Origin of the sequence: Alitiscatomonas sp. (assembly GCF_037242085.1) — a bacterium.
GTDB classification, from domain to species: Bacteria; Bacillota; Clostridia; order Lachnospirales; family Lachnospiraceae; genus Alitiscatomonas; species Alitiscatomonas aceti.
Window position 1 is genome coordinate 1 of record NZ_JAXXBR010000102.1, and the last position, 20071, is coordinate 20071.

At 54.2% G+C, this 20071-nt stretch carries 14 protein-coding genes, 1 pseudogene and 1 riboswitch; of the genes and pseudogenes, 8 read left to right on the plus strand and 7 right to left on the minus strand.

Annotated elements, in window-relative coordinates; genetic code table 11:
* Positions 1–521: pseudogene (locus tag WIH05_RS10960) on the plus strand (D-alanyl-D-alanine carboxypeptidase); the annotation flags it as partial.
* On the opposite strand, the gene WIH05_RS10965 reads toward WIH05_RS10960, so the two are convergent.
* The 6 genes from WIH05_RS10965 to WIH05_RS10990 all read right to left on the minus strand — a co-directional run bounded on the left by WIH05_RS10965 (position 499) and on the right by WIH05_RS10990 (position 8509).
* Complete coding sequence (locus WIH05_RS10965) at positions 499–1665, minus strand: DHHW family protein (protein WP_337425375.1); 1167 nt, start codon at positions 1663–1665, stop codon at positions 499–501. The pseudogene WIH05_RS10960 and the gene WIH05_RS10965 overlap by 23 nt on opposite strands.
* An 18-nt stretch (positions 1666–1683) precedes the next feature.
* Positions 1684–3078, minus strand: coding sequence for an MBOAT family O-acyltransferase (locus WIH05_RS10970; RefSeq protein ID WP_022273345.1), 1395 nt, complete (start codon positions 3076–3078; stop codon positions 1684–1686).
* A 3-nt stretch (positions 3079–3081) separates the two neighbouring features.
* Positions 3082–3663: a DUF4358 domain-containing protein gene (locus tag WIH05_RS10975; RefSeq protein WP_022273346.1), complete on the minus strand. Its 582-nt coding sequence runs from the start codon at positions 3661–3663 to the stop codon at positions 3082–3084.
* A gap of 136 nt (positions 3664–3799) precedes the next feature.
* Positions 3800–4795, minus strand: coding sequence for an ABC transporter substrate-binding protein (locus tag WIH05_RS10980; protein WP_022273347.1), 996 nt, complete (start codon positions 4793–4795; stop codon positions 3800–3802).
* Between the two features lie 207 nt (positions 4796–5002).
* Positions 5003–7717, minus strand: coding sequence for a heavy metal translocating P-type ATPase (locus WIH05_RS10985; protein WP_337425376.1), 2715 nt, complete (start codon positions 7715–7717; stop codon positions 5003–5005).
* A 210-nt stretch (positions 7718–7927) separates the two neighbouring features.
* Entirely contained in the window at positions 7928–8509 is a 582-nt protein-coding gene (locus tag WIH05_RS10990; protein ID WP_022273350.1) for a TetR/AcrR family transcriptional regulator, read from the minus strand.
* A gap of 182 nt (positions 8510–8691) precedes the next feature.
* Between WIH05_RS10990 and WIH05_RS10995 the strand changes: the two genes are divergently transcribed.
* The 4 genes from WIH05_RS10995 (at position 8692) to WIH05_RS11010 (ending at position 14091) form a co-directional block, all read left to right on the plus strand.
* Complete coding sequence (locus WIH05_RS10995) at positions 8692–10815, plus strand: MMPL family transporter (RefSeq protein ID WP_337425377.1); 2124 nt, start codon at positions 8692–8694, stop codon at positions 10813–10815.
* Positions 10812–13058, plus strand: a complete 2247-nt coding sequence (locus tag WIH05_RS11000; protein ID WP_337425378.1) for a hypothetical protein — start codon at positions 10812–10814, stop codon at positions 13056–13058. The genes WIH05_RS10995 and WIH05_RS11000 overlap by 4 nt, the downstream gene beginning before the upstream one ends.
* A gap of 100 nt (positions 13059–13158) precedes the next feature.
* Positions 13159–13704, plus strand: a complete 546-nt coding sequence (locus tag WIH05_RS11005) for an O-acetyl-ADP-ribose deacetylase (protein ID WP_337425381.1) — start codon at positions 13159–13161, stop codon at positions 13702–13704.
* Positions 13705–13725: 21 nt separating this feature from the next.
* Positions 13726–14091: a YccF domain-containing protein gene (locus WIH05_RS11010; RefSeq protein WP_022273357.1), complete on the plus strand. Its 366-nt coding sequence runs from the start codon at positions 13726–13728 to the stop codon at positions 14089–14091.
* Positions 14092–14206: 115 nt separating this feature from the next.
* Here the strand turns inward: WIH05_RS11010 and WIH05_RS11015 are convergent, their stop codons facing one another.
* On the minus strand, positions 14207–15739 hold the full coding sequence (locus WIH05_RS11015) for an AbgT family transporter (protein ID WP_022274440.1): 1533 nt from the start codon (positions 15737–15739) through the stop codon (positions 14207–14209).
* 313 nt (positions 15740–16052) lie between these two features.
* On the opposite strand from WIH05_RS11015, the gene WIH05_RS11020 reads away from it, so the two are divergent.
* From WIH05_RS11020 to thiW, 3 genes are all read left to right on the plus strand, one after another.
* Positions 16053–17846: a flavin reductase gene (locus WIH05_RS11020; RefSeq protein ID WP_337425379.1), complete on the plus strand. Its 1794-nt coding sequence runs from the start codon at positions 16053–16055 to the stop codon at positions 17844–17846.
* Positions 17847–17946: 100 nt separating this feature from the next.
* Positions 17947–18059: riboswitch (TPP riboswitch) on the plus strand.
* 79 nt (positions 18060–18138) lie between these two features.
* Complete coding sequence (gene thiC / locus WIH05_RS11025; RefSeq protein WP_337425380.1) at positions 18139–19446, plus strand: phosphomethylpyrimidine synthase ThiC; 1308 nt, start codon at positions 18139–18141, stop codon at positions 19444–19446.
* 12 nt (positions 19447–19458) lie between these two features.
* Positions 19459–19968 carry an energy coupling factor transporter S component ThiW gene (thiW, locus tag WIH05_RS11030; RefSeq protein ID WP_022274437.1) on the plus strand — a complete coding sequence of 170 codons (510 nt, stop codon included), beginning with the start codon at positions 19459–19461 and terminating at the stop codon, positions 19966–19968.
* Positions 19969–20071 lie beyond the last annotated feature (103 nt).

Sequence of the window (20071 nt, forward strand, 5' to 3'; positions counted from 1 at the left end):
AGATGCCTGTGAATTTCCAGGTGACGGGCCTTAAGACCGGTTCCACCAGCATTGCCAAATACTGTCTGTCGGCCACAGCGAAAAAAAACGGGGTGGAGCTGATCGCCGCCATCATGGCTGCGCCGGATTATAAGGTGCGGTTCCAGGATGCGGTGGCACTTTTGAATTATGGATATGGAAACTGCCGTCTGTACCGGGATGAGGCGCCGCCGGAGCTGCCAAAGATCCAGGTGCTTGGAGGCGTCCGGGACTTTGTAAAGGCCGGGTATAGGGAGGGCTTTTCTTTCCTGGGGCTCCATGGAGAGGATTTTTCCGCCATAGAGAAGGAGCTGCAGCTGGAAGGCCCGGTGGAAGCGCCGGTGGGAGAGGGGGATGTTTTCGGTTATCTGGTCTATACGCTGGATGGCGAGGAGCTGGGCCGGGTGGCCGTGACAGCAGAGGAGCCTGTGGAAAGGGCCGGATTTCCAGACTGTCTGAAAAAGGTGTGGGGGCTGTTTTTTACCCCCACACCAGCTTGCTGATATTCCGGTCCTTTAAGAATCCAGGGATCTGGTACAGGACGAGGACATCGGTGATCTCCTGCTCCTGGATCAGGTCCCCGAGCCTTCCATTATAATACCGGAGATCGATCATAAGTGTCTCCGGGAAATGGAGAGCTGCAAAGGGGGCGAAGCAGTGGGCGTAGGAGTCCTTGATAATAAGAAGCTTCCCGCCGCTGTCCGCCTGGGGATTTACGATCCTTGTGAGACCATGGTTCCCGTCCAGGAACACCCGGTATTTATCCCGGGTCTTTAAAGCCTCCATAGAGTAAAGACTGTGGACAGGCTCCTGGCTTCCATCATAAAATACGCTCCATTCCGGCTCCTGGATGGGCCTGTAAAGCTCGATGGAGTCAGGGTTTACGGGAACGTTGAGCTTGGAGTGGATGGTGCCCAGAAAGTCCTCCGAAACAGTTTCCACAGAAAAACCGGAAGGATCCAGGGACGTGAGGCCGGAAGCAGAAGCCCAGGCCTGGTAGGCCGTATAGGCCCCGGAGGCAGTCCAGTGATGGTCTGTCCTGTAATAAAGGGGGCGGTCCGGTCCGTCGGCTTCTTCCTGTAAAAGGGCGTCCCTTACGGGCACAAGCATGGAGGACAGCCCGGCTTTTTCCAGGAAATCCGTGGCCGCCGCCTGGGAAAAGGGGGAGGCAGAGGCCGGGAGCTTTTCTGTGAGGATCTCAGAGGCCGTGGGGGCCAGAAGCACCTTCACATGACCGTCTCCCAGAAGCGCCTCCTGGCGGAGGGCAAAGGCCGCCAGGGCGTCCAGGTTTTTCTTTGAGAGCTCCGGATCCATGTCCTCGGCATAAAAGGCCTCGATGAGATAGCCGTCCTTTCCCAGAAAGACGCCGTTGATCTCCTTTTTTAACTGGACTTTTTCGGCAGCCGTCTTAAAGCCGATCCAGGAATCCCGGAAAGGGAACTGGTCGCTTAAATAAATTTCATAATCAGAACCGAATTTTCCGCTCTTTACGGCCTCCCAGGTAAGGGCCGGCCGTTTTGCCAGGTAGCGGTTTTCCGTTTCAGAAAACGTCCGTCGGGGCATGAAAACGGAAAGGGCCGCGCCCAGTCCCAGAAAGGCGCAGAAAAGCCCGGTCATCACAGCCGGATAGGAAATATTTTTTTTCATGGCTTCTCCCTTTCTGTGCTAAAAGCGGAAATATAAAAACGGGTTATAGGTTGCGTTTACCAGGTAGGCCACGGAGAGGAGCAGTACCAGGCCCAGGAACAGGAGTTCCGGGACACGGTCTTTCCATCTCCCGGCAGCCATGGCCGGCAGGGGGGTGGAGCCCAGGGCGCAGGCGGCCAGAAGGACCAGATTTCCGGAAAGCAGGAATATGGTCCGCTCATTACAGAGGGAGAGCCCGGCGGCTCCGGTCATCTGAAGGAGGTACTGGAACCCTTGTCCCATGTCCTCAAAGGCGAACAGCACCCAGCCAAGGAGCACCAGAAGAAACGCATAGGTGCACTGGAGCAGGGAGGGGAGCTTTTTTAAATATTTCATCAGTACAAACTTTTCTAATAAAAGAAGCAGTCCGAAATAGATACCCCATAACAGGAAGTTTACGCTGGCGCCATGCCAGATCCCTGTTAAGAGCCATACGACCAGGATGTTCCGTACCTGGAGAAGGCCGCCCTTCCGGTTGCCGCCCAGAGGGATGTACACGTATTCCTTAAACCAGGTGCCCAGGGAAATATGCCATCGCCGCCAGAATTCCGTAATACTTTTTGAAATATACGGATAATTAAAGTTTTCCGGAAAATGGAAGCCCAGCATGTGGCCCATGCCCACGGCCATATCGGAATAACCGGAAAAGTCGAAATAGATCTGGAAGGCAAAGGCCAGGATCCCCATCCATACCATAAGGACACTGCGGTCCGCAGGAAGGATGGCCGTGATCTCCGTCCACAGGGCGCCGGCCTGATTGGCCAGCAGGACCTTTTTTCCCAGGCCCACCACGAAACGGCGGATCCCCAGGGAAAAACGCTCAAGGCTTTCGGTCCGGGTGTTCAGCTCCGCGGCAATGTCCTGGTAGCGGACAATGGGTCCGGCAATGAGCTGGGGGAACATGGACACATAGGCTCCGAAGCTTATGATATTGTTCTGGACCGGAGCTTCGCCCCGGTATACGTCGATGGTGTAGGACATGGTCTGGAACGTATAAAAGGAGATCCCAATGGGAAGGGCCAGGCCCAGGAGAGGGATCCCGCTTCCGGTGAGGCTGTTGACGGAACGGATGAAAAAGTCCGTATATTTAAAGATCACCAGAAGGGCCAGATTGATGAACGCAGAGGAGGCTACCGTCATCCTGGCGGCTTTCCGGTTTCCGCGCTCTAAAAAGCGGCCCACCAGCTTTCCATGGAAAAAATCCACCAGCGTGGAAAAAAGGAGGAGCGAGATATACACAGGCTCCCCCCATCCATAGAAGATCAGGCTCCCTATAAATAATACTCCGTTCCGCAGCTTCCTGGGAACCAGAAAATAGAGGGCCAGGAACAGCGGCAGAAAACGGAATAAAAATAAGAGACTGGAAAAGACCATGGCTTATTTAAAGAAGCCGTCGATCACGTCAATGGCGATCTTGTTATTTTCCTCTGCGGACTTTAAGGCTGCCTCATCGCCCTGTTCCATGGCCGCGTCATCGGGTCCTCCTAACATCACGAAGAATACGTAATCGCCGTGGCGCACCACCTGGGAGGCCTGGATCTTGGAAACGTTCATGGGATACTGCATGGTATCGCCCACCAGACGCTCTCTGTATTCGGTCAGGGCCTTCTCCACATCGTCACCTTTTCCCTCCTTTGCCTTCACTCCGATGAAGGTCTCCACGAAGGTGCTGATCATGGGCATCTCGGCCACATAGGATTCGCACAGCTCCGGAGAAAGGCCGATGACGTCGTTTAACATCTGGTCGTCCATGGGAGTGTTGGGGATGTAGCCCTCTCCGTAGGCTTCTTTGATCTTATTTAAAACGTCGTCCAGGGATACGTTTACCGCGGCCTCGGTCTCCTGGCCGGCAGGCTCCTTGCCGGCGGAAGGGCTGGAGCAGCCTGTAAGGGAAGCAAAGGCCAGGGAAGCGGCCATGATAACTGCGGTCAACTGTTTTTTCTGTGTAAATTTTTTCATAAATTCAAAATCCTCCTTCAAATGCCACAATGAGTGGTGATATGGCCATTATAAGGGAGAGGGGAAGAAAAAGCAATTTACAAATATATGAATAAGGTCTTACGAAATCTGGTCAGCGGAGTGGGAAAAATCGTTTTTATTCCTTCACCGCCGCCCTGGCAAAGTCTGTGATCACCAGGTCCTCATAAGGCACTCTGGTTGGAAGCTCTCCGGCTTCTTCCAGGATATTCTGGAGCAGATCAAAGCTTTCCTTTTCAAAGACCGTATCGGTCTTCCAGGTATCCTGGGCCTTATACCGCTCCACAATGGCTGTCAGGGCGGCCTCATCTGTTTCTTTAAACTGGGGCTTTATGGTTTTGGCGATTTCCTCCGATGTGTGGGAATTGACGTATTCCAGCCCCTTCTGGATCGCATTTGTGAATTTCTGTATGATTTCCGGATTTTTTTCAATATAGCTTTTCTTTGCACAATATGCCGTGTAGGGCACATAGCCGGAGCTTTCTCCCAGGGAAGCTGCCACATGGCCGTTTCCTTCCTGCTCCAGGGCAGTGGCAAATGGCTCGAACTCCACGGTGTAGTCTGCGTCGTTACTGGTAAAGGCGGCGGCAGTGAGACCGAAGTTTATGCTCTGGTCGATGGAAAGATCTGTCTTTGGATCGATGCCGTTCTTTTTTAAGATGTATTCAAAGACCATCTGGGGCATGCCGCCTGCCCTTCCTCCCAGGACCTTTTTCCCTTTTAAGTTTTCCCACTGGAAATCCGGCTCCGGTTCCCGGCCCACCAGAAAGTTCCCGGCCCTCTGGGTCAGCTGGGCAAAGTTTACGGCGTAGTCGGCTTCTCCGTTGGCATAGGTATAGACAGAGGCCTCAGAGCCCATGAAGCCGATGTCGGCTTCTCCGGATACCAGAGCCGTCATGACCTTATCGGCTCCGCCTCCGTTGACCAGGGTCACGTCCAGTCCCTCTTCATCAAAATATCCCAGCTCAATGGCGGCGTACTGGGGCGCATAGAAGATGGAATGGGCCACTTCGTTTAAGGTGATGGGCGTTTTGCCGGATGCGTTTTTCTGGCAGCCGGTGGCTGTGGCAAGGACCAGACATCCTGCCAGGATCCCGCAGACGATTTTTTTCATGATTTCCCTCCCGGAAAAATGCTATGGTTTATTGTATGGGATCTTCCTGTCCAGGGTTCCGGCGGGGAGAGGGGATGCTGTGGAATGCCGGCTTTTGGGAGTGGAGGCTCCATTTCCGGCAGATGGAACAGACATGAGAAAAACTGGGCATTTTCAAGGAAGCTTCCCGGAAAATGCCCAGATGAAATGAAGTTTAAATTTTTTGCGTTAGTTTTTCTTATATAATACCCGGATGGAATTTAACACGCAGAGCATGGCCACGCCGGAATCGGCAAATACGGCCATCCACATGGAGGCAAAGCCTGCCAGCCCCAGGATCATGACCAGGACCTTCACGGCCAGGGCAAAGACCACGTTCTGGGCGGCGATGGCCCCGGTCTTTTTTGCAATGCGGATGGATTCGGGAATGGCTTCCATGCTGGAGGTCATGTAGACCACGTCGGCGGCCTCGATGGCTGCGTCAGCTCCGCTGCCCATGGCGGCGCCCACGTCGGCTCCTGCCAGCACCGGCGCGTCGTTGATGCCGTCGCCTACGAACATGGCGTTTCCAGCTTCCTTCCGGAGATTCTGTAAAAGATCCAGCTTATCGCCGGGAAGGAGCTTTGCATATACCCGGTCGATGCCGGTGGAGGAGGCCACGGCGTTTGCAGCGGCTTCGCTGTCTCCGGTGAGCATGGCCGTCTGGATCCCCATTTTCTTAAGGGATGCGATGGCAGCGGACGCCTCCGGTTTTATGGTATCGGAAATGGAAATGGAGCCGGCATACACGCCGTCCTTTGCCAGCAGGACCATGGTGGAACCGGAGTCTTCCTTAAATCCGGCAAGATCCACCTGGTTTTCCTCCAGAAGCTTCCGGTTTCCGCAGAGGAGCACGCCTGCAGAGGTGACGGCACGGATCCCCTTTCCCGGGATCTCAGCCAGGTCCCTGGGCGTTTCCACGGAAAGGGACTGGTCTCTGGCAGCCGCCAGGATGCTGATGCCGATAGGATGGGTGGAGGCGGTCTCACAGGCAGCGGCCAGGGCCAGAAGTTCTTCCTTTTTCATGGAGCCGGAGGGAGATACGGTCTGTACTACGAAGTTTCCTTTGGTGATGGTTCCGGTCTTATCCATGACCACGACCTTTACATTCTTTAAGGCCTCCAGGGCGATCCCGCCTTTAAAAAGGATCCCCTTTCTGGATCCGGCTCCGATGCCGGAGAAGAAGGACAGGGGAACGCTTAAGACCAGGGCGCAGGGACAGCTGATGACAAGGAAGGTCAGGGCTGTGTAGACCCAGTGGTTCCAGTCTCCTGTAAAGAGGGACGGGAGGATGGCGGTGACGGCAGCCAGGGCTACTACCACAGGGGTGTAGATCCGGGCGAATTTTGTGATGAACCGTTCTACCTGGGGCTTCTGGGCGGCGGCATTTTCCACAGAATCCAGGATCCTGGTGACCATGGATTCAGAAAGCTCTTTTTCCACCCGGAGCTTTAAGAGGCCGGAGGTATTGACACAGCCGGATAAAACGGAGCTGCCTTCCCTGACGGCCACCGGAACCGGCTCGCCGGTGATGGGGGAGGTATCCAGACGGCTTTCTCCCTCGATGATCACGCCATCCAGGGGGATCCGGTCGCCGGGACGTACCTGGATCACCTGGCCGATGCGGGCAGATTCTGCCGGGATCTCCCGGATGGAGCCGCCTTCGTCCAGGAGCACGGTTTCCGGACGGAGATCCACAGCGTCCATGATCTGGCTGCGGCTCTTTTCCACAGCCCGGTGCTCAAAAGCCTCGCCGATGCGGTAAAACAGCATAACGCCCACGGCCTCTCCGTATTCCCGGATCACAAAGGCTCCCAGGGTCGCCAGGCTCATAAGGAAGTTTTCATCCATGACATGGCCGGTCTTCATGTTTTTAAGGGCGGTAAAAAGCACGTCCTTCCCCAGGATCAGGTAAGCGATCACAAAGCAGAGAATGGAGACGCCGGGCATGGGGCCGGTGAGAAGAGAACCGGCGATGAACAGTCCGGCTCCGGCCAGGATCTCAGGAAGATCGCTGGAATGCTTCTCATTATGAACGTCTTTCTGACGTTTTCCCTCCTCCCGGACTGTGATCCGGGTACCGGGCTCGATCTTATCGGCGATCTCCCGCATTTTGGGAAGGAGGGCCGTACCGGCGGAGGAGTAGACCCGGAGCTGCCTGGTGGCAAAGGTGAGGACGGCGTCGTCCACCTCCGGGAGCTCCTTTATTTTCGCCTCGATCTTGGCGGAGCAGTTGGCGCAGTCGATATTTTCCAGGTTGTAGACCACATACGGGGCCTTGGGATTTCTGGATCTGACTTCGATCACTGTGCCGGGCTCGATCTTATCAGCGATCTCCTGCATTTTGGGAAGGAGAGCCGTGCCGGCGGAGGAGTAGACCCGGAGCTGTCTGGTAGCAAAGGTGAGGACGGCGTCGTCCACCTCCGGGAGCTCCTTTATTTTCGCTTCGATCTTGGCAGAGCAGTTGGCGCAGTCAATGTTTTTCATCACATAGACTGTACAGGGGGAGCCTGGGGCATTGTGGTGTCCATGGCTGTGGGAATGCTCATGGGAATGGCCGTGCTCGTGGCTGTGCTCATGTCCGCAGCCGCAGGAGCATTGCCCGTCGTGGGAGTGCTCGTGAGAGTGTTCATGGGAATGGCCATGTTCGTGGCTGTGTTCATGTCCGCAGCCGCAGGAGCACTGTCCGTCGTGGGAGTGCTCGTGAGAATGTTCGTGGGAATGTCCGTGTTCATGGCTGTGCTCGTGGCCGCAGGAGCATTGCCCGTCATGGGAATGCTCATGACTATGCTCATGGGAATGTTCCTGCTCATGTACGTGCTCGTGGCCGCAGCCGCACCCCTCATGGCCGCAGCTGTTTTCTGCAGGATCTTCCGGTCCGTGCAGATGTTTATTCTCTTCCATAATTATGCCCTCCGGATGTCTTTTTTAAGATTAGTCAGGATCAATATATGAATAAGTGTTCATATATTGATGATAATATAGACGAGTAAAAAAATCAAGAGGAAAATAAAAAAATCCCGGGGAAATTTCCAGAAAAAACCGGAAACTCCCGGGAGGGCACGGGGCGGCCAGAAAGAGGGAATGCACAGGACACGGAGCGGCCCGGAAAGATCATGCCGCAAAAAAGGACCGGGCCAGGGAAAGGACGGCGTCGCTGGACATGCGGGCGATCTCCTCCTCGGTCTGGGGCATTCCGTTGTCCAGCCATTTTTTAATGATCCCGATAAGGCCATAGGTGATAAATTCAAAAAAGTATTCGGAATCGGCCGTCTGACAGGCGGGATACAGCCGCTCGATGAGCGCGCCGCCGTTTTTACGGATCAGTTCCTTAAATTTAGTCACAAATTCATTGGAAACGTTGTTTTCAAACAGATTTTTACAGATCTGTTCATTTTCCACGATGTAGTGGACGATGGGGAGCAGCACCGGCATCAGACCGTTTCCCGGCCTGGAGGGCATATAGGCGGTGATCATCTCCTGGAAGTCCTCCAGCACTCCGTTTTCCATGGCAGTCAGAAGATCGTATGTATCGGAGTAGTGGAGATAGAAGGTACCCCGGTTTAAGTCAGCCCGTTCTGTGATGTCCTTGATGGTGATGTCCTTAAACGCTTTTTCAGACATAAGCTGTACCAGGCTCTCTTTTAAAAGTTTCTGGGTCCGGCGGACGCGCCGGTCTTCTTTGGGATTTCTCATGGATTTTCCTCCATTTTTGACATATTAAAATTTCCGTGTTCATTAAACAGCAAAACATTAAAATACTAATGATTGCATCCGGTCCTGCGGTATATTATAATACATCCCAGAAGGAAAATCAACAGTATGTATGATAAACATATTTAAAACTAATAACAAAAAAATAATGAGGAATGAAAGCTATGTTGAAAAAAATGGCCCATTTTATTGTTCAAAGAGGAAGGATCATTGAAAAATTCTTTATTGCCATGACCATTCTCTGCGCCGTCTGTTACCCGTTTGTGGGCGTCAACTATGATCTGAGCAAGTATCTTCCAGATTTTGCCCCCACCAAGCAGGCGCTGGATGTGATGGAGCAGGAATTCGGTTATCCCGGCATGGCCCGGATCATGGTAAAGGACGTGACCCTGCCGGAGGCCCGGACCATCCGCCAGAGGATCTCACGGGTGGATGGCGTGGACCTGGTGGTAGGTCCGGACCTGGCCGCCAATGTTTATTCCACAGATGCCTTTATAAAGAACAGCCTGACAGACCGGTTCTATAAAGATGGGAACGCGGTATACCAGATCATTTTTGAGGACGGGGATTCAGACGCCTCCACCCATAAGGCCATAAACGAGATCTATGGCATTGTGGGAAAAGACAGGGGATGCTTTGCCGGGAGCGCCGTTTCCAGTAAGGAGCGTCAGGAATCCATTACCCGGGAGATCGCCATGGCCATCGGAATGGCAGTGGTGATCATCTGGCTGATCCTGACCCTGACCACCACCTCATGGTTTGAGCCGTTCCTGTTTATCCTGGTCATGGCAGTGGCCATTGTGCTGAACATGGGCTCCAACATCATGTTCGGCAGGATCTCCTTCTTTACATTCTCCACAGCGGCGATCCTGCAGCTGGCGGTGTCCATGGACTATTCTATTTTCCTTTTACATACGTATACGGCCATCAAACAGTCGGGAGTGGATTCACGTCCGGCCATGGAGGCCGCCATCGAGAAATCCTGCAGCTCGATCCTGGCCAGCGGCGCGACCACCATCGTGGGCTTCCTGGTCATTGCGCTGATGAAATTTACCATTGGCAGGGATGTGGGCTTCGTCCTTACCAAGGGGATCGTATGCAGCCTGGTGACGGTCCTGTTTCTGATGCCCACGCTGATCCTGCGGTTCGATAAGAAGATCGAGAAAACAGCCCACAGATCCTTCCTTCCGCCGCTGGACGGCCTGGGAAAGCTGATGTACAGGATCCGGATCCCGGTGCTGGCAGCAGCGGCCTTCTGTGCGGTCCCCTGTTACTTTGGACAGTCCATGAACTACTTTTATTACGGGGACGACGCCCTGGGCTCCGGTCCAGGCACCCGGGTCTATGAGGACTCCCGGGCCATCGAGGACGTGTTTGGAAAGTCCAATGTGATCATCGCCATGGTGCCCAACGGAAACGTCATAAAAGAGCGCAGGCTGACAGAGGAGCTGGAGGACCAGGAATTTATCGACTACGCCCTGTCCATGGCTGGGACTCTTCCACAGGGGATCCCGGAAAGCTTTCTGCCGGAAACTGTTACAAAGCAGCTCCGGACCGGCTCTTACGCCAGGATCCTGATCTCCATGGAGAACAGGGAGGAGAGCAGCTACTCCTTCCAGTGCAGTGAAAAACTGACGGAGATCGTGAAAAAATATTATCCAGAGGACTCCTATGTGATCGGCATGACGCCCACCACCATGGATATCCGGGATATCCTGACCGACGATTACAACCGGGTATCCATCATTTCTCTGGCAGGAGTGGCCCTGGTGGTCATGCTGACCTTCCATTCGGTGATGGTGCCGGTCCTGGTCATCATCCCCATTGAGGTGGCCATTTACTTAAATATGACGATCCCCTATATCATTGGCGACAGCATGGTCTATATCGGCTACATCATCGTAAGCTGCTTACAGCTGGGAGCCACCATTGATTACTCGATCCTTATGACAAACAACTATATGGAGTTCAGAGAGACCATGGGAAGCCGGGATGCGGCGGTCACAGCCATTGCCAAAAGCGCCATCTCCATCCTTACGTCCGGCGGGATCCTGACGGTGGTGGGGTATCTCCTTTATTTTACTTCCTCCATCCAGGCCATTTCCCAGGTAGGAAGGCTGGTGGGAAGGGGCGCGCTGCTTTCTATGATCCTGGTGCTTTCGCTGCTTCCGGCGCTTCTGGCTGCCTTTGATAAGCCCATCCGGCGCCAGCAGCAGAGGGCAGTGGAACGAAGGGCGCGGAGAATGGCGCGGCCGGGAAAACAAACATGCAGGGAGGGACAGGAATGAAAGGTATGGATAAAAAGATAAAGAGAGCCGTCAGCGGGACCCTGGCGGCAGTGATGGCGGCGTCTGCCGGGATCGCCAGCTTCGGCGCGGCCGGAGTTCCGGTCTGCGACGAGGCCATGTACGTGACCATGGACCCCTACGGAGGCATATCGGAAGCCAGTGTGGTGAAAAGCTATGAGCTTCATGGGGCCAGAGAGATCACAGACCGGGGCACATACCAGGCGGTCCATAACATGACCGGGATGGAGGAGCCGGAGGTGGACGGGGATACGGTGATCTTCCGTCTTCTGGAGGAGCCGGAGAACGACAGGTTCTATTTTGAAGGCCGCATGGAGCCGGAGGAGGTTTCGGAGACCCTGCCCTGGGATATCGCCGTGTCCTACCGTTTAAACGGCGTGGAGCGGAGGCTGGAGGAACTGGCCCATGAAAAGGGCGTCTTAAAAATCTCCATTGACGCGGTGCCCAACACCGGTACCAGCGAATATTTCAGAAATAATATGACCATGGAGATCGCCGCCGTGGTGGACATGGACCAGAACCTCAGCGTGGAGGCTCCGGGAGCCCAGATCCAGTCCATCGGCAGCATGAAGACCGTGCTGTTTATGGTGATGCCCGGGGAGGAGCAGCATTTTGAGCTGGAGATCGGCAGCAATGACCTGGAGTTTTCCGGCCTGCTGTTTCTCATGGCTCCAGTGACCATCAGCCAGCTGGAGCGGCTGGAGGATCTTAGGAAGGCCAGGGACACGGTGAAGGATTCTGCAGACGCCATCGGGGACAGCCTGGACGTGGTCCTGGACAGTCTGGACGGACTCCAGGGAGGCCTGGGGAGCACGGTGGAGGGCCTGGGACAGCTGGACCGGTCCCGACAGATCCTTTCAGACGCCAAGGGAGGGATCTATGTGGACGCCGACCAGGCCCTGGCTCTTTTAAAGGAGCTGTCTGACCGGGGGATCCCCTTCCCGGCCTATGTGGAGGAGGCCAGAAAGGCCCTGGAGGATATGAATGGGGAATTAAATTCCATGAACACCTCGGTCCAGGCCCTGGACGACCAGCTGGAGAGCCTGGGCTACGGGCTTAAGCATGTGACCATGGACTTAAACGATACCGCAGATCTTCTTTATGATACCCGCCATGATGTGGGAGATCTGGAGGATGGGCTGGCAAGGCTCAGGAAGGATCTGGAGGAGCTGAAGGAGAAAAAAGAGGCCGTCAGGAAGCGGGTGGCAGAGCTTAAGAAAGTGATCGCCAGATTAAAGGAGCTCCAGGAGCAGATCCAGGGCCATGGAGACGTTCTGGGGATCTCCGACCAGGAACGGGAGGAACTGATGGAGCAGCTTTCCGGATTCTGCGGCGGCTTTGCGGATGAGGGCTGGGAGAAGTATGAAGCGATTACAGCCAGCGGCTCCGACGCGGTCGGGGACGCTCTCGGAGACCTGGCCGGCGTGGGGACCGAGATCGCCGGAAAAGGGCTTTCCAGGCTGATCGGGGCCCTGGAGGCCCTGGTGGGAGCGGCTGAAAAGCCATCCAGGCTGGAATCCATGATCGGATCTGTGACCCAGTCCATTTCCACCCTGGAGCATATCATTTACCGGGTACACCGGGACGGGGAATCCCTGGAAAATGTCCTGAGCGATACGGGCGATGTGGCCGATACCCTGAGGCATACAGCGGCCACGGGCCAGAGTCTGGTGGAGCATGTGGACCGGCTCACCGGGATCTTAAATACGTATCACGGCACAGCCTCTTCGTCCCTTAAGGATACGGGGCTTCTGATCGACAGCGCCGTGCGGGGGACGGACGCCATGCACACCCTGCTTTCCAACGTGGAGGAAAGCCTTAAAAAAGCCGGAGAGCCCCTGGATGCAGGAACGAAAAAGACCATTGAGGGCTTAAGCTCCGCCCTTTCCGCAGCTCTTTCCGGGCTTTCTGAGACCGGAGTGATCCGGGATGCGAAAAATACCGTGGAGGATCTGGCTGATGAAAAATGGGAGGAATATACGGGAGAGGATATGACCATTCTCAATGCCGATATCCATGCAGAAAAGGTTTCCTTTACCTCCGGGGAGAATCCGGAGCCCCAGAGCCTCCAGATCATCCTGCGGACGGAGGGCACAAAGGAAACAGAGGAAGACAGTGTACCGGCCATGAGTGAGGATTTCCAGGCTGAGGGAAACATCTTCCAGCGTCTCTGGAGCATCCTGGTGAGGATCGCAGAGGCTGTGGCCGGAGTTTTCCGGGGATAGTGGAGAAATGTAAGGAGTCCGTAAGCAAACGTTAAAATATGGAAGGGGGAATTCTGGTATAATGTCCAAAGATCCAGAGAAAGGAGGGCGCATGGAATTTATGGAAAACAATGAGAACCAAAGACAGAAAGCGGCCGCCTCCCGCTTCTCCATCGTCCAGGGAGATATCACAACGTTTGCTGTGGACGCCATTGCCAACGCGGCCAATACCAGCCTTCTGGGCGGAGGCGGAGTGGACGGCGCCATCCACCGGGCAGCGGGGCCGGAGCTTTTGGCAGAATGCCGGACCCTGGGCGGCTGTGCCACCGGCCAGGCAAAGCTCACCAACGGTTACCGGCTTCCAGCCCGTTTCGTGCTCCATACGCCGGGGCCCGTCTGGAACGGCGGAGGAGAGGGAGAGGAAGCTCTGTTAAAAAGCTGTTACGAAAGCTGTCTTAAGCTGGCGGCGGATCATGGCTGCAAAACTGTGGCCTTTCCGTCCATCAGTACGGGGATCTATGGATTTCCCCTGGAGAAGGCCGCTCCCATCGCCGTGGGGACCATTCTCCGTTTTTTGGAGGACCACCAGGATATGGAGGTGCAGATGGTCTGCTTTGACGGCCGGACCAGGAACGCTTATGAGGAGGCGTTTAAGGACTGGGGATAAACGGAGGGAGGAGGAAGGAAAATGGGAATTCTTGGAAATGTTTTATGGTTTATTTTTGGAGGAGCCATCGGGGGCCTAAGCTGGTGCCTGACGGGCTGCCTCTGGTGCATCACTGTCATTGGGATCCCGGTGGGGCTCCAATGCTTTAAGCTGGCGTCCTTAAGCTTTTTCCCTTTTGGGAAGGAGGTCCGGTACGGCGGAGGCGCAGGCTCCTTTCTTCTGAACGTGATCTGGCTTCTGGTATCGGGGCTTCCCCTGGCCCTGGAGCATGTGGCCATGGGCCTGCTCCTCTGTGTGACCATTCTGGGGATCCCCTTCGGTCTCCAGCAGTTTAAGCTGGCAAAGCTGGCTCTCCTGCCCTTTGGGGCAGAGGTGGTCATCCTGTGATCAGACTGGAACGGAAAAAGCCGTCCGGCTTCCGGCCGGAGTACGTTTTCACACGTATTCCGGAGGTGGAAGCCGGACGGCTTTTTATATTTGGCAGGATCCCGCCATGCAGAAGCTACATGGCTGCGGGCATGAATACATTGATGCCGGGGCCGATGGGAAGGTCTAAAAGCATCCAGGCAACCAGTAAGAGGATCCAGAAGACCTCCAGGATCACGGCTACCATCAGGTTGCAGGAGATGATCTGGCCGATCTTTAAGTTCTTATCGTACTTGGCCTGGGCCACGCTTAAAAGCATCCAGAGATAAGCGGAGGTGGGGCCGAAGAGGTTTCCAGCGGAGTCGCCCAGACGATAAATGATCTGGGTAAAGCCGGGATGGTAGTCCAGCAGCAGGAACATGGGAACGAAGATCGGAGCGAAGATCGCCCATTTTGCAGAGCCGGAGCTGAAGAATACGTCCACCAGGGTTACGAGGATAATGAAGCCAATGCACATGGGGATCCCCGTAAAGCCAATGCTTTCCAGGAAATCTGCGCCTGCAATGGCGGACATGGCTCCCAGGTTGGTCCAGGAGAACAGACCCTGGAACTGTCCGCAGAAGAAACAGAAGCCCACGTAGGTACCCATGGCAGCCATCTGTTTTACAATGGCCTTATGGATGTCCACCAGACCCTTAAAGTTTCCGGAGGCATAGCCGTAGGAAACGCCCGCGATGACGAACAGAAGGAAGATAATGGGGATCAGGCCCTTTAAGAACGGAGAACCGATGAGGCCGCCGTCTTCGGCTGCAATGACTCCTGTGAAGAACAGGACCAGCAGACAGGCCACATAGACCAGGGTCGAGATCCCGGAGGCCCGGAGCCCCTTTTTCTCAGACGGAGTCAGGTCTTCCATTTTTTCCAGTTCGCCGTGGTAAACGCCGAATCTGGGCTCCACGATCTTCTGTACAAGGATTCCGATAACGACTACACAGAGAACAGTGGAAGCGATCTTAAAGATCCAGTTGCAGGTCACGTCCACGGTAAAAGCGGAATCTCCCATAAAGGAAGCCAGGGTATCGTTGGTGATCCCCATAAGGAGCGTATCCGTACCGGAGATGACCGGATTGGCGGCGTAGCCCACCTGGGCTCCGATATAGCCGCAGATCATACCGGCCACCGGATGCTTTCCAACACCCATGAAGGCCATGGCAGCCAGGGGCGGTACCATAACGCTGGCGGCGTCGGAGGCCAGGTTTCCGATGATGCCGATGAGCACGCATACATAGGGGACCAGGGCAGCGGGAACATTTTTCATGGAGCTTCTTAAAAGAGAATTGAGCATCCCGGCTTCCTCACAGATACCGGTGCCGATGGTCATGGTAAGCACAAGACCAAGGGGGGCGAAGCCGGTGAAGTTTTTCACCATATTGTCCAAGAACCAGAGAAGGCCTTCTTTTGAAAAGAAGTTCTTTGACATGACGATCTCTCCGGTGGCCGGATTGGTGAGACTGGTGCCCAGGAAGGTGAAGATCGTTCCCAGGATGGCCACAATAAAGAACAGGAACACGAACAGCATGGTCGGCGGCGGCAGCTTATTGCAGACAGTCTCAACTCCGTCCATGAAACGGGCCAGCAACGGTTTCTTCTCTACGGTCTTTTCTTTCATGGCGTTTCCCCCTTTGTAATAGATTGAAAAAAGTATGTTGAATACTATACCATAATACCATATATTGTGCAAAAAATCCAGCAAAGTTTTCAATATTTAGCGGATAATTAACGCATTATATTGAAAACATCCGATTAAAAAATGGAATACGTAAACGATTCGGAATGTTATGAATGTTTTGAAACGGATCCGGAACATGACGCTGCCAGTCTTGAAAATCCGACGGGATTGTAGTAAAATTAACATTGTATGCAGCTGCGCAGAATGCGCTGGGACAGGCAACAGATTCAATAAGAAAAGGAGAATGAGATCCGTGTATATTACCGACGATATCATTTATGCAGGCGTCAACGACCACCAGGTGGATCTGTTTGAGGGACAGTATCGGGTCCCCAACGGAATGGCCTACAATTCCTATGTGATAAAAGATGAAAAAATTGCCGTTATGGATACGGTGGATGGAAAATTCACCCATGAATGGCTGGACAATGTGGAGAAAGCCCTGGCAGGAAGAAAGCCGGATTATCTGGTGGTCCAGCATATGGAGCCGGACCACTCGGCCAATATCCAGAATTTTATGAAGGCTTATCCAGAGGCAGTGATCGTGGCCAATGCAAAGACCTTCTGTATGGTTGGGAATTTCTTCCGCTCCATGGATTTAGAAGGCCGGACCCTGGAGGTGAAAAACGGGGACAGCCTTTCCCTGGGAAAACATGTGTTAAATTTTGTATTTGCTCCCATGGTCCACTGGCCGGAGGTCATGGTGACCTATGACAGCACGGATAAGGTCCTGTTTTCTGCCGATGGCTTCGGAAAATTCGGGGCTCTGGATGTGGAAGAGGACTGGGATGACGAGGCGAGACGGTATTATATCGGGATCGTGGGCAAGTACGGGGCACAGGTGCAGAACCTGTTAAAGGCGGCCTCTGCGCTGTATATCCAGACCATCTGCCCCCTGCACGGACCGGTGTTAAAGGAAAATCTGGGCCACTACCTGGAAAAATACCATACCTGGTCTTCCTACGGGGTGGAGGACGACGGCGTGGTCATCGCTTATACATCCGTATATGGAAATACGAAAAAGGCGGCTGAGACGCTGGCAGCGAAGCTGACGGAAAAAGGATGCCCCAAAGTGGTCTTATGCGATCTGGCCCGGATGGATATGTCAAAGGCTGTGGAAAACGCTTTCCGTTACGGCAAGCTGGTACTGGCCACCACCACCTATAATGCCGATATCTTCCCCTTCATGCGGGAATTCATCGACCATCTGACGGAGCGGGGCTTTAAAAAGCGCACGGTGGGACTGATGGAAAACGGCTCCTGGGCTCCCATGGCAGCAAAGATCATGAAGGGAATGCTGGAGGGCTCCAAGGACATCACCTGGCTCAATACGACTGTAAAGATCACCTCCTCCTTAAGCGAGGATAATTTAAAGGAGATCGACGCCATGGCCGAGGAGCTGTGCCGGGAGTATATCGCCAGATCCGATGAAAAGGCCAATAAGCACGACATGACCGCTTTATTTAAGATCGGCTACGGTCTTTATGTGGTCACCTCCAACGACGGGACCAGGGATAATGGCCTGATCGTGAATACGGTGAGCCAGCTGACGGATAATCCGTTCCGGGTGGCGGTGAACATCAATAAGGCCAATTATTCCCATCATGTGATCAAAAAGACAGGGATCTTAAACGTCAACTGCCTGTCTGTGGAAGCGCCCTTTGAGGTATTCCAGAATTTCGGCTTCCAGAGCGGCCGGAACGTGGACAAATTTGAAAGCTGGGAGACATGCCGGTCCGATAACGACCTGGTGTTCCTTCCCAAGTACATCAACGCCTTCATGTCCTTAAAGGTGGAACAGTACGTGGATCTGGATACTCACGGCATGTTCATCTGTACCGTTACAGAGGCCCGCGTCATGAGCGATAAGGAGACCATGACCTATACGTATTACCAGAAGAATGTGAAGCCGAAGCCGGAAACAGACGGCAAAAAGGGCTTTGTCTGCAAGATCTGCGGATACATTTATGAGGGAGATACCCTTCCCGACGACTATATCTGTCCCTTATGCAAGCATGGAGCCGCGGATTTTGAGCCCATCGGGTAAATATCAGGTTTTTCTTGCAATCTGGAAAAATCGTGGTATGATAATACCATGCACATCAGATGTGCCGGGGCCGCACAGAAAGGCGGAACCGTAAACTGAATATGGAAAAAGAGGGAGCTTGCCGCGGCAGGCTGAGAGGGAATGAAGGAACGATTCCGACCTGTTGAACCTGATACGGATAATGCCGGCGTAGGAATGAAGCGAGTCATTGGAGGAACTTATCCGTTTGGGATAGGTTCCTTTTTTTCATGTTTCTTTCCTCTTTTTCAAAAATCATGGAAGGAGAGCGGATATGGATTACACAACACAGATGGACGCGGCCAGAAAGGGGATCATTACCCGGGAAATGGAGCTGGTGGCCAGAAAAGAGAAGAGGACGGCGGAGGAGATCCGTCAGTGGGTGGCAGAGGGCCGGGCGGCCATTCCCTGCAACCGGGTCCATAAGGCCCTGGATCCCAACGGCATCGGCTCCATGCTGAAGACGAAGATCAATGTGAACCTGGGGACCTCCAGAGACTGCATGGATCTGGACACGGAGGTGGAGAAGGTGAACCGGGCCGTGGCCATGGGAGCGGAAGCGATCATGGATCTCAGCTCCTTTGGAGATACCCGCGTTTTCCGGAGACGGCTCACAGCAGAATGTCCGGCTATCATCGGCACCGTACCGATTTACGACGCTGTGGTATATTATCACAAGGCCTTAAAGGAGATCACCACCGAAGAGTGGCTGGATATCGTCCGGATGCACGCGGAGGACGGCGTGGACTTTATGACCATCCACTGCGGCATCAACCGGTCAACGGCAAAGCGCTTTAAAGAAAACAGGCATCTCACCAATATCGTTTCCCGGGGCGGCTCCATTATCTTTGCGTGGATGGAGATGACGGGGAAGGAAAACCCGTTTTATGAGCATTTTGACGACATTCTGGAGATCTGCCGGGAGTACGACGTGACCTTAAGCCTGGGAGACGCCTGCCGTCCGGGGTGTCTTAAGGACGCCAGCGATATTTCCCAGATCGAGGAATTAGTGACCCTGGGAGAGCTGACAAGACGGGCCTGGGAAAAGGATGTCCAGGTGATCATCGAGGGGCCGGGCCATATGCCCTTAAACCAGATCGAGGCCAATATGCGGATCCAGAAGGAGATCTGCAAGGGAGCCCCGTTTTATGTTCTGGGACCGCTGGTGACCGACGTGGCCCCCGGATATGACCATATTACGGCGGCCATTGGAGGAGCCCTGGCAGCAGCGGCAGGCGCGTCCTTCCTCTGCTATGTGACTCCGGCGGAGCATTTAAGGCTTCCCAATGTGGACGATGTAAAGGAGGGGATCATCGCGTCCCGGATCGCTGCCCATGCGGCGGATATCGCCAAGGGGATCCCGTCGGCCATGGACTGGGACAATGAAATGAGCCTGGCAAGAAAAAATCTGGACTGGGAGAAGATGTTTTCCCTGGCCATTGATCCGGAAAAGGCCAGACGGTACCGGGCAGAGGCAAAGCCGGAAAAGGAAGATACATGCTCCATGTGCGGGAATTTCTGCGCGGTAAAGAATATGAACCGGATCCTGGATGGAGAGATCGTAAATATTTTTGAAGAGTAGGGGGAGAGGGTCATGAAGATTTCTTTGAAAAAAACAGTAACAGCGGCCATGCTGGCGGCGCTGACCGTGGCGTTATCGGGCTTTTATATCCCCATCGGGGTATCCAAATGCTATCCCATCCAGCATATGGTCAACGTTTTGTGCGCTGTATTTTTAGGCCCAGGCTACGGAGTCATGGCGGCCTTCTGTACCTCTCTGATCCGGAACCTCATGGGAACCGGAAGCCTTCTGGCCTTTCCGGGGAGCATGGTGGGGGCGCTGCTCTGCGGCATCCTGTATGAGAAAACGGGAAAGCTGCTGCCCACATACCTGGGAGAGGTAATTGGAACAGGCGTCCTGGGCGGGATGCTCTGCTATCCGGTGGCAGTGGTCCTCATGGGAAAAGAGGCGGCGCTTTTTACGTATGTGATGCCCTTCCTTATGAGCACCTGCTGCGGGACCATCATGGCTGCGGCCTTTGTGGGAGTGCTGGAAAAGAGCCATGTGATCTCTTATATCCGGGGAGTTATGGGGGACGCATAAACGAAAAAAAGCGATGGAAAGAAAGTGCTCCGGTCATATGGCTGGAGCATTTTTTATTTGATAGGAAATTCCTATCAAATAAAAAAGCACTTCGTGCAGAATC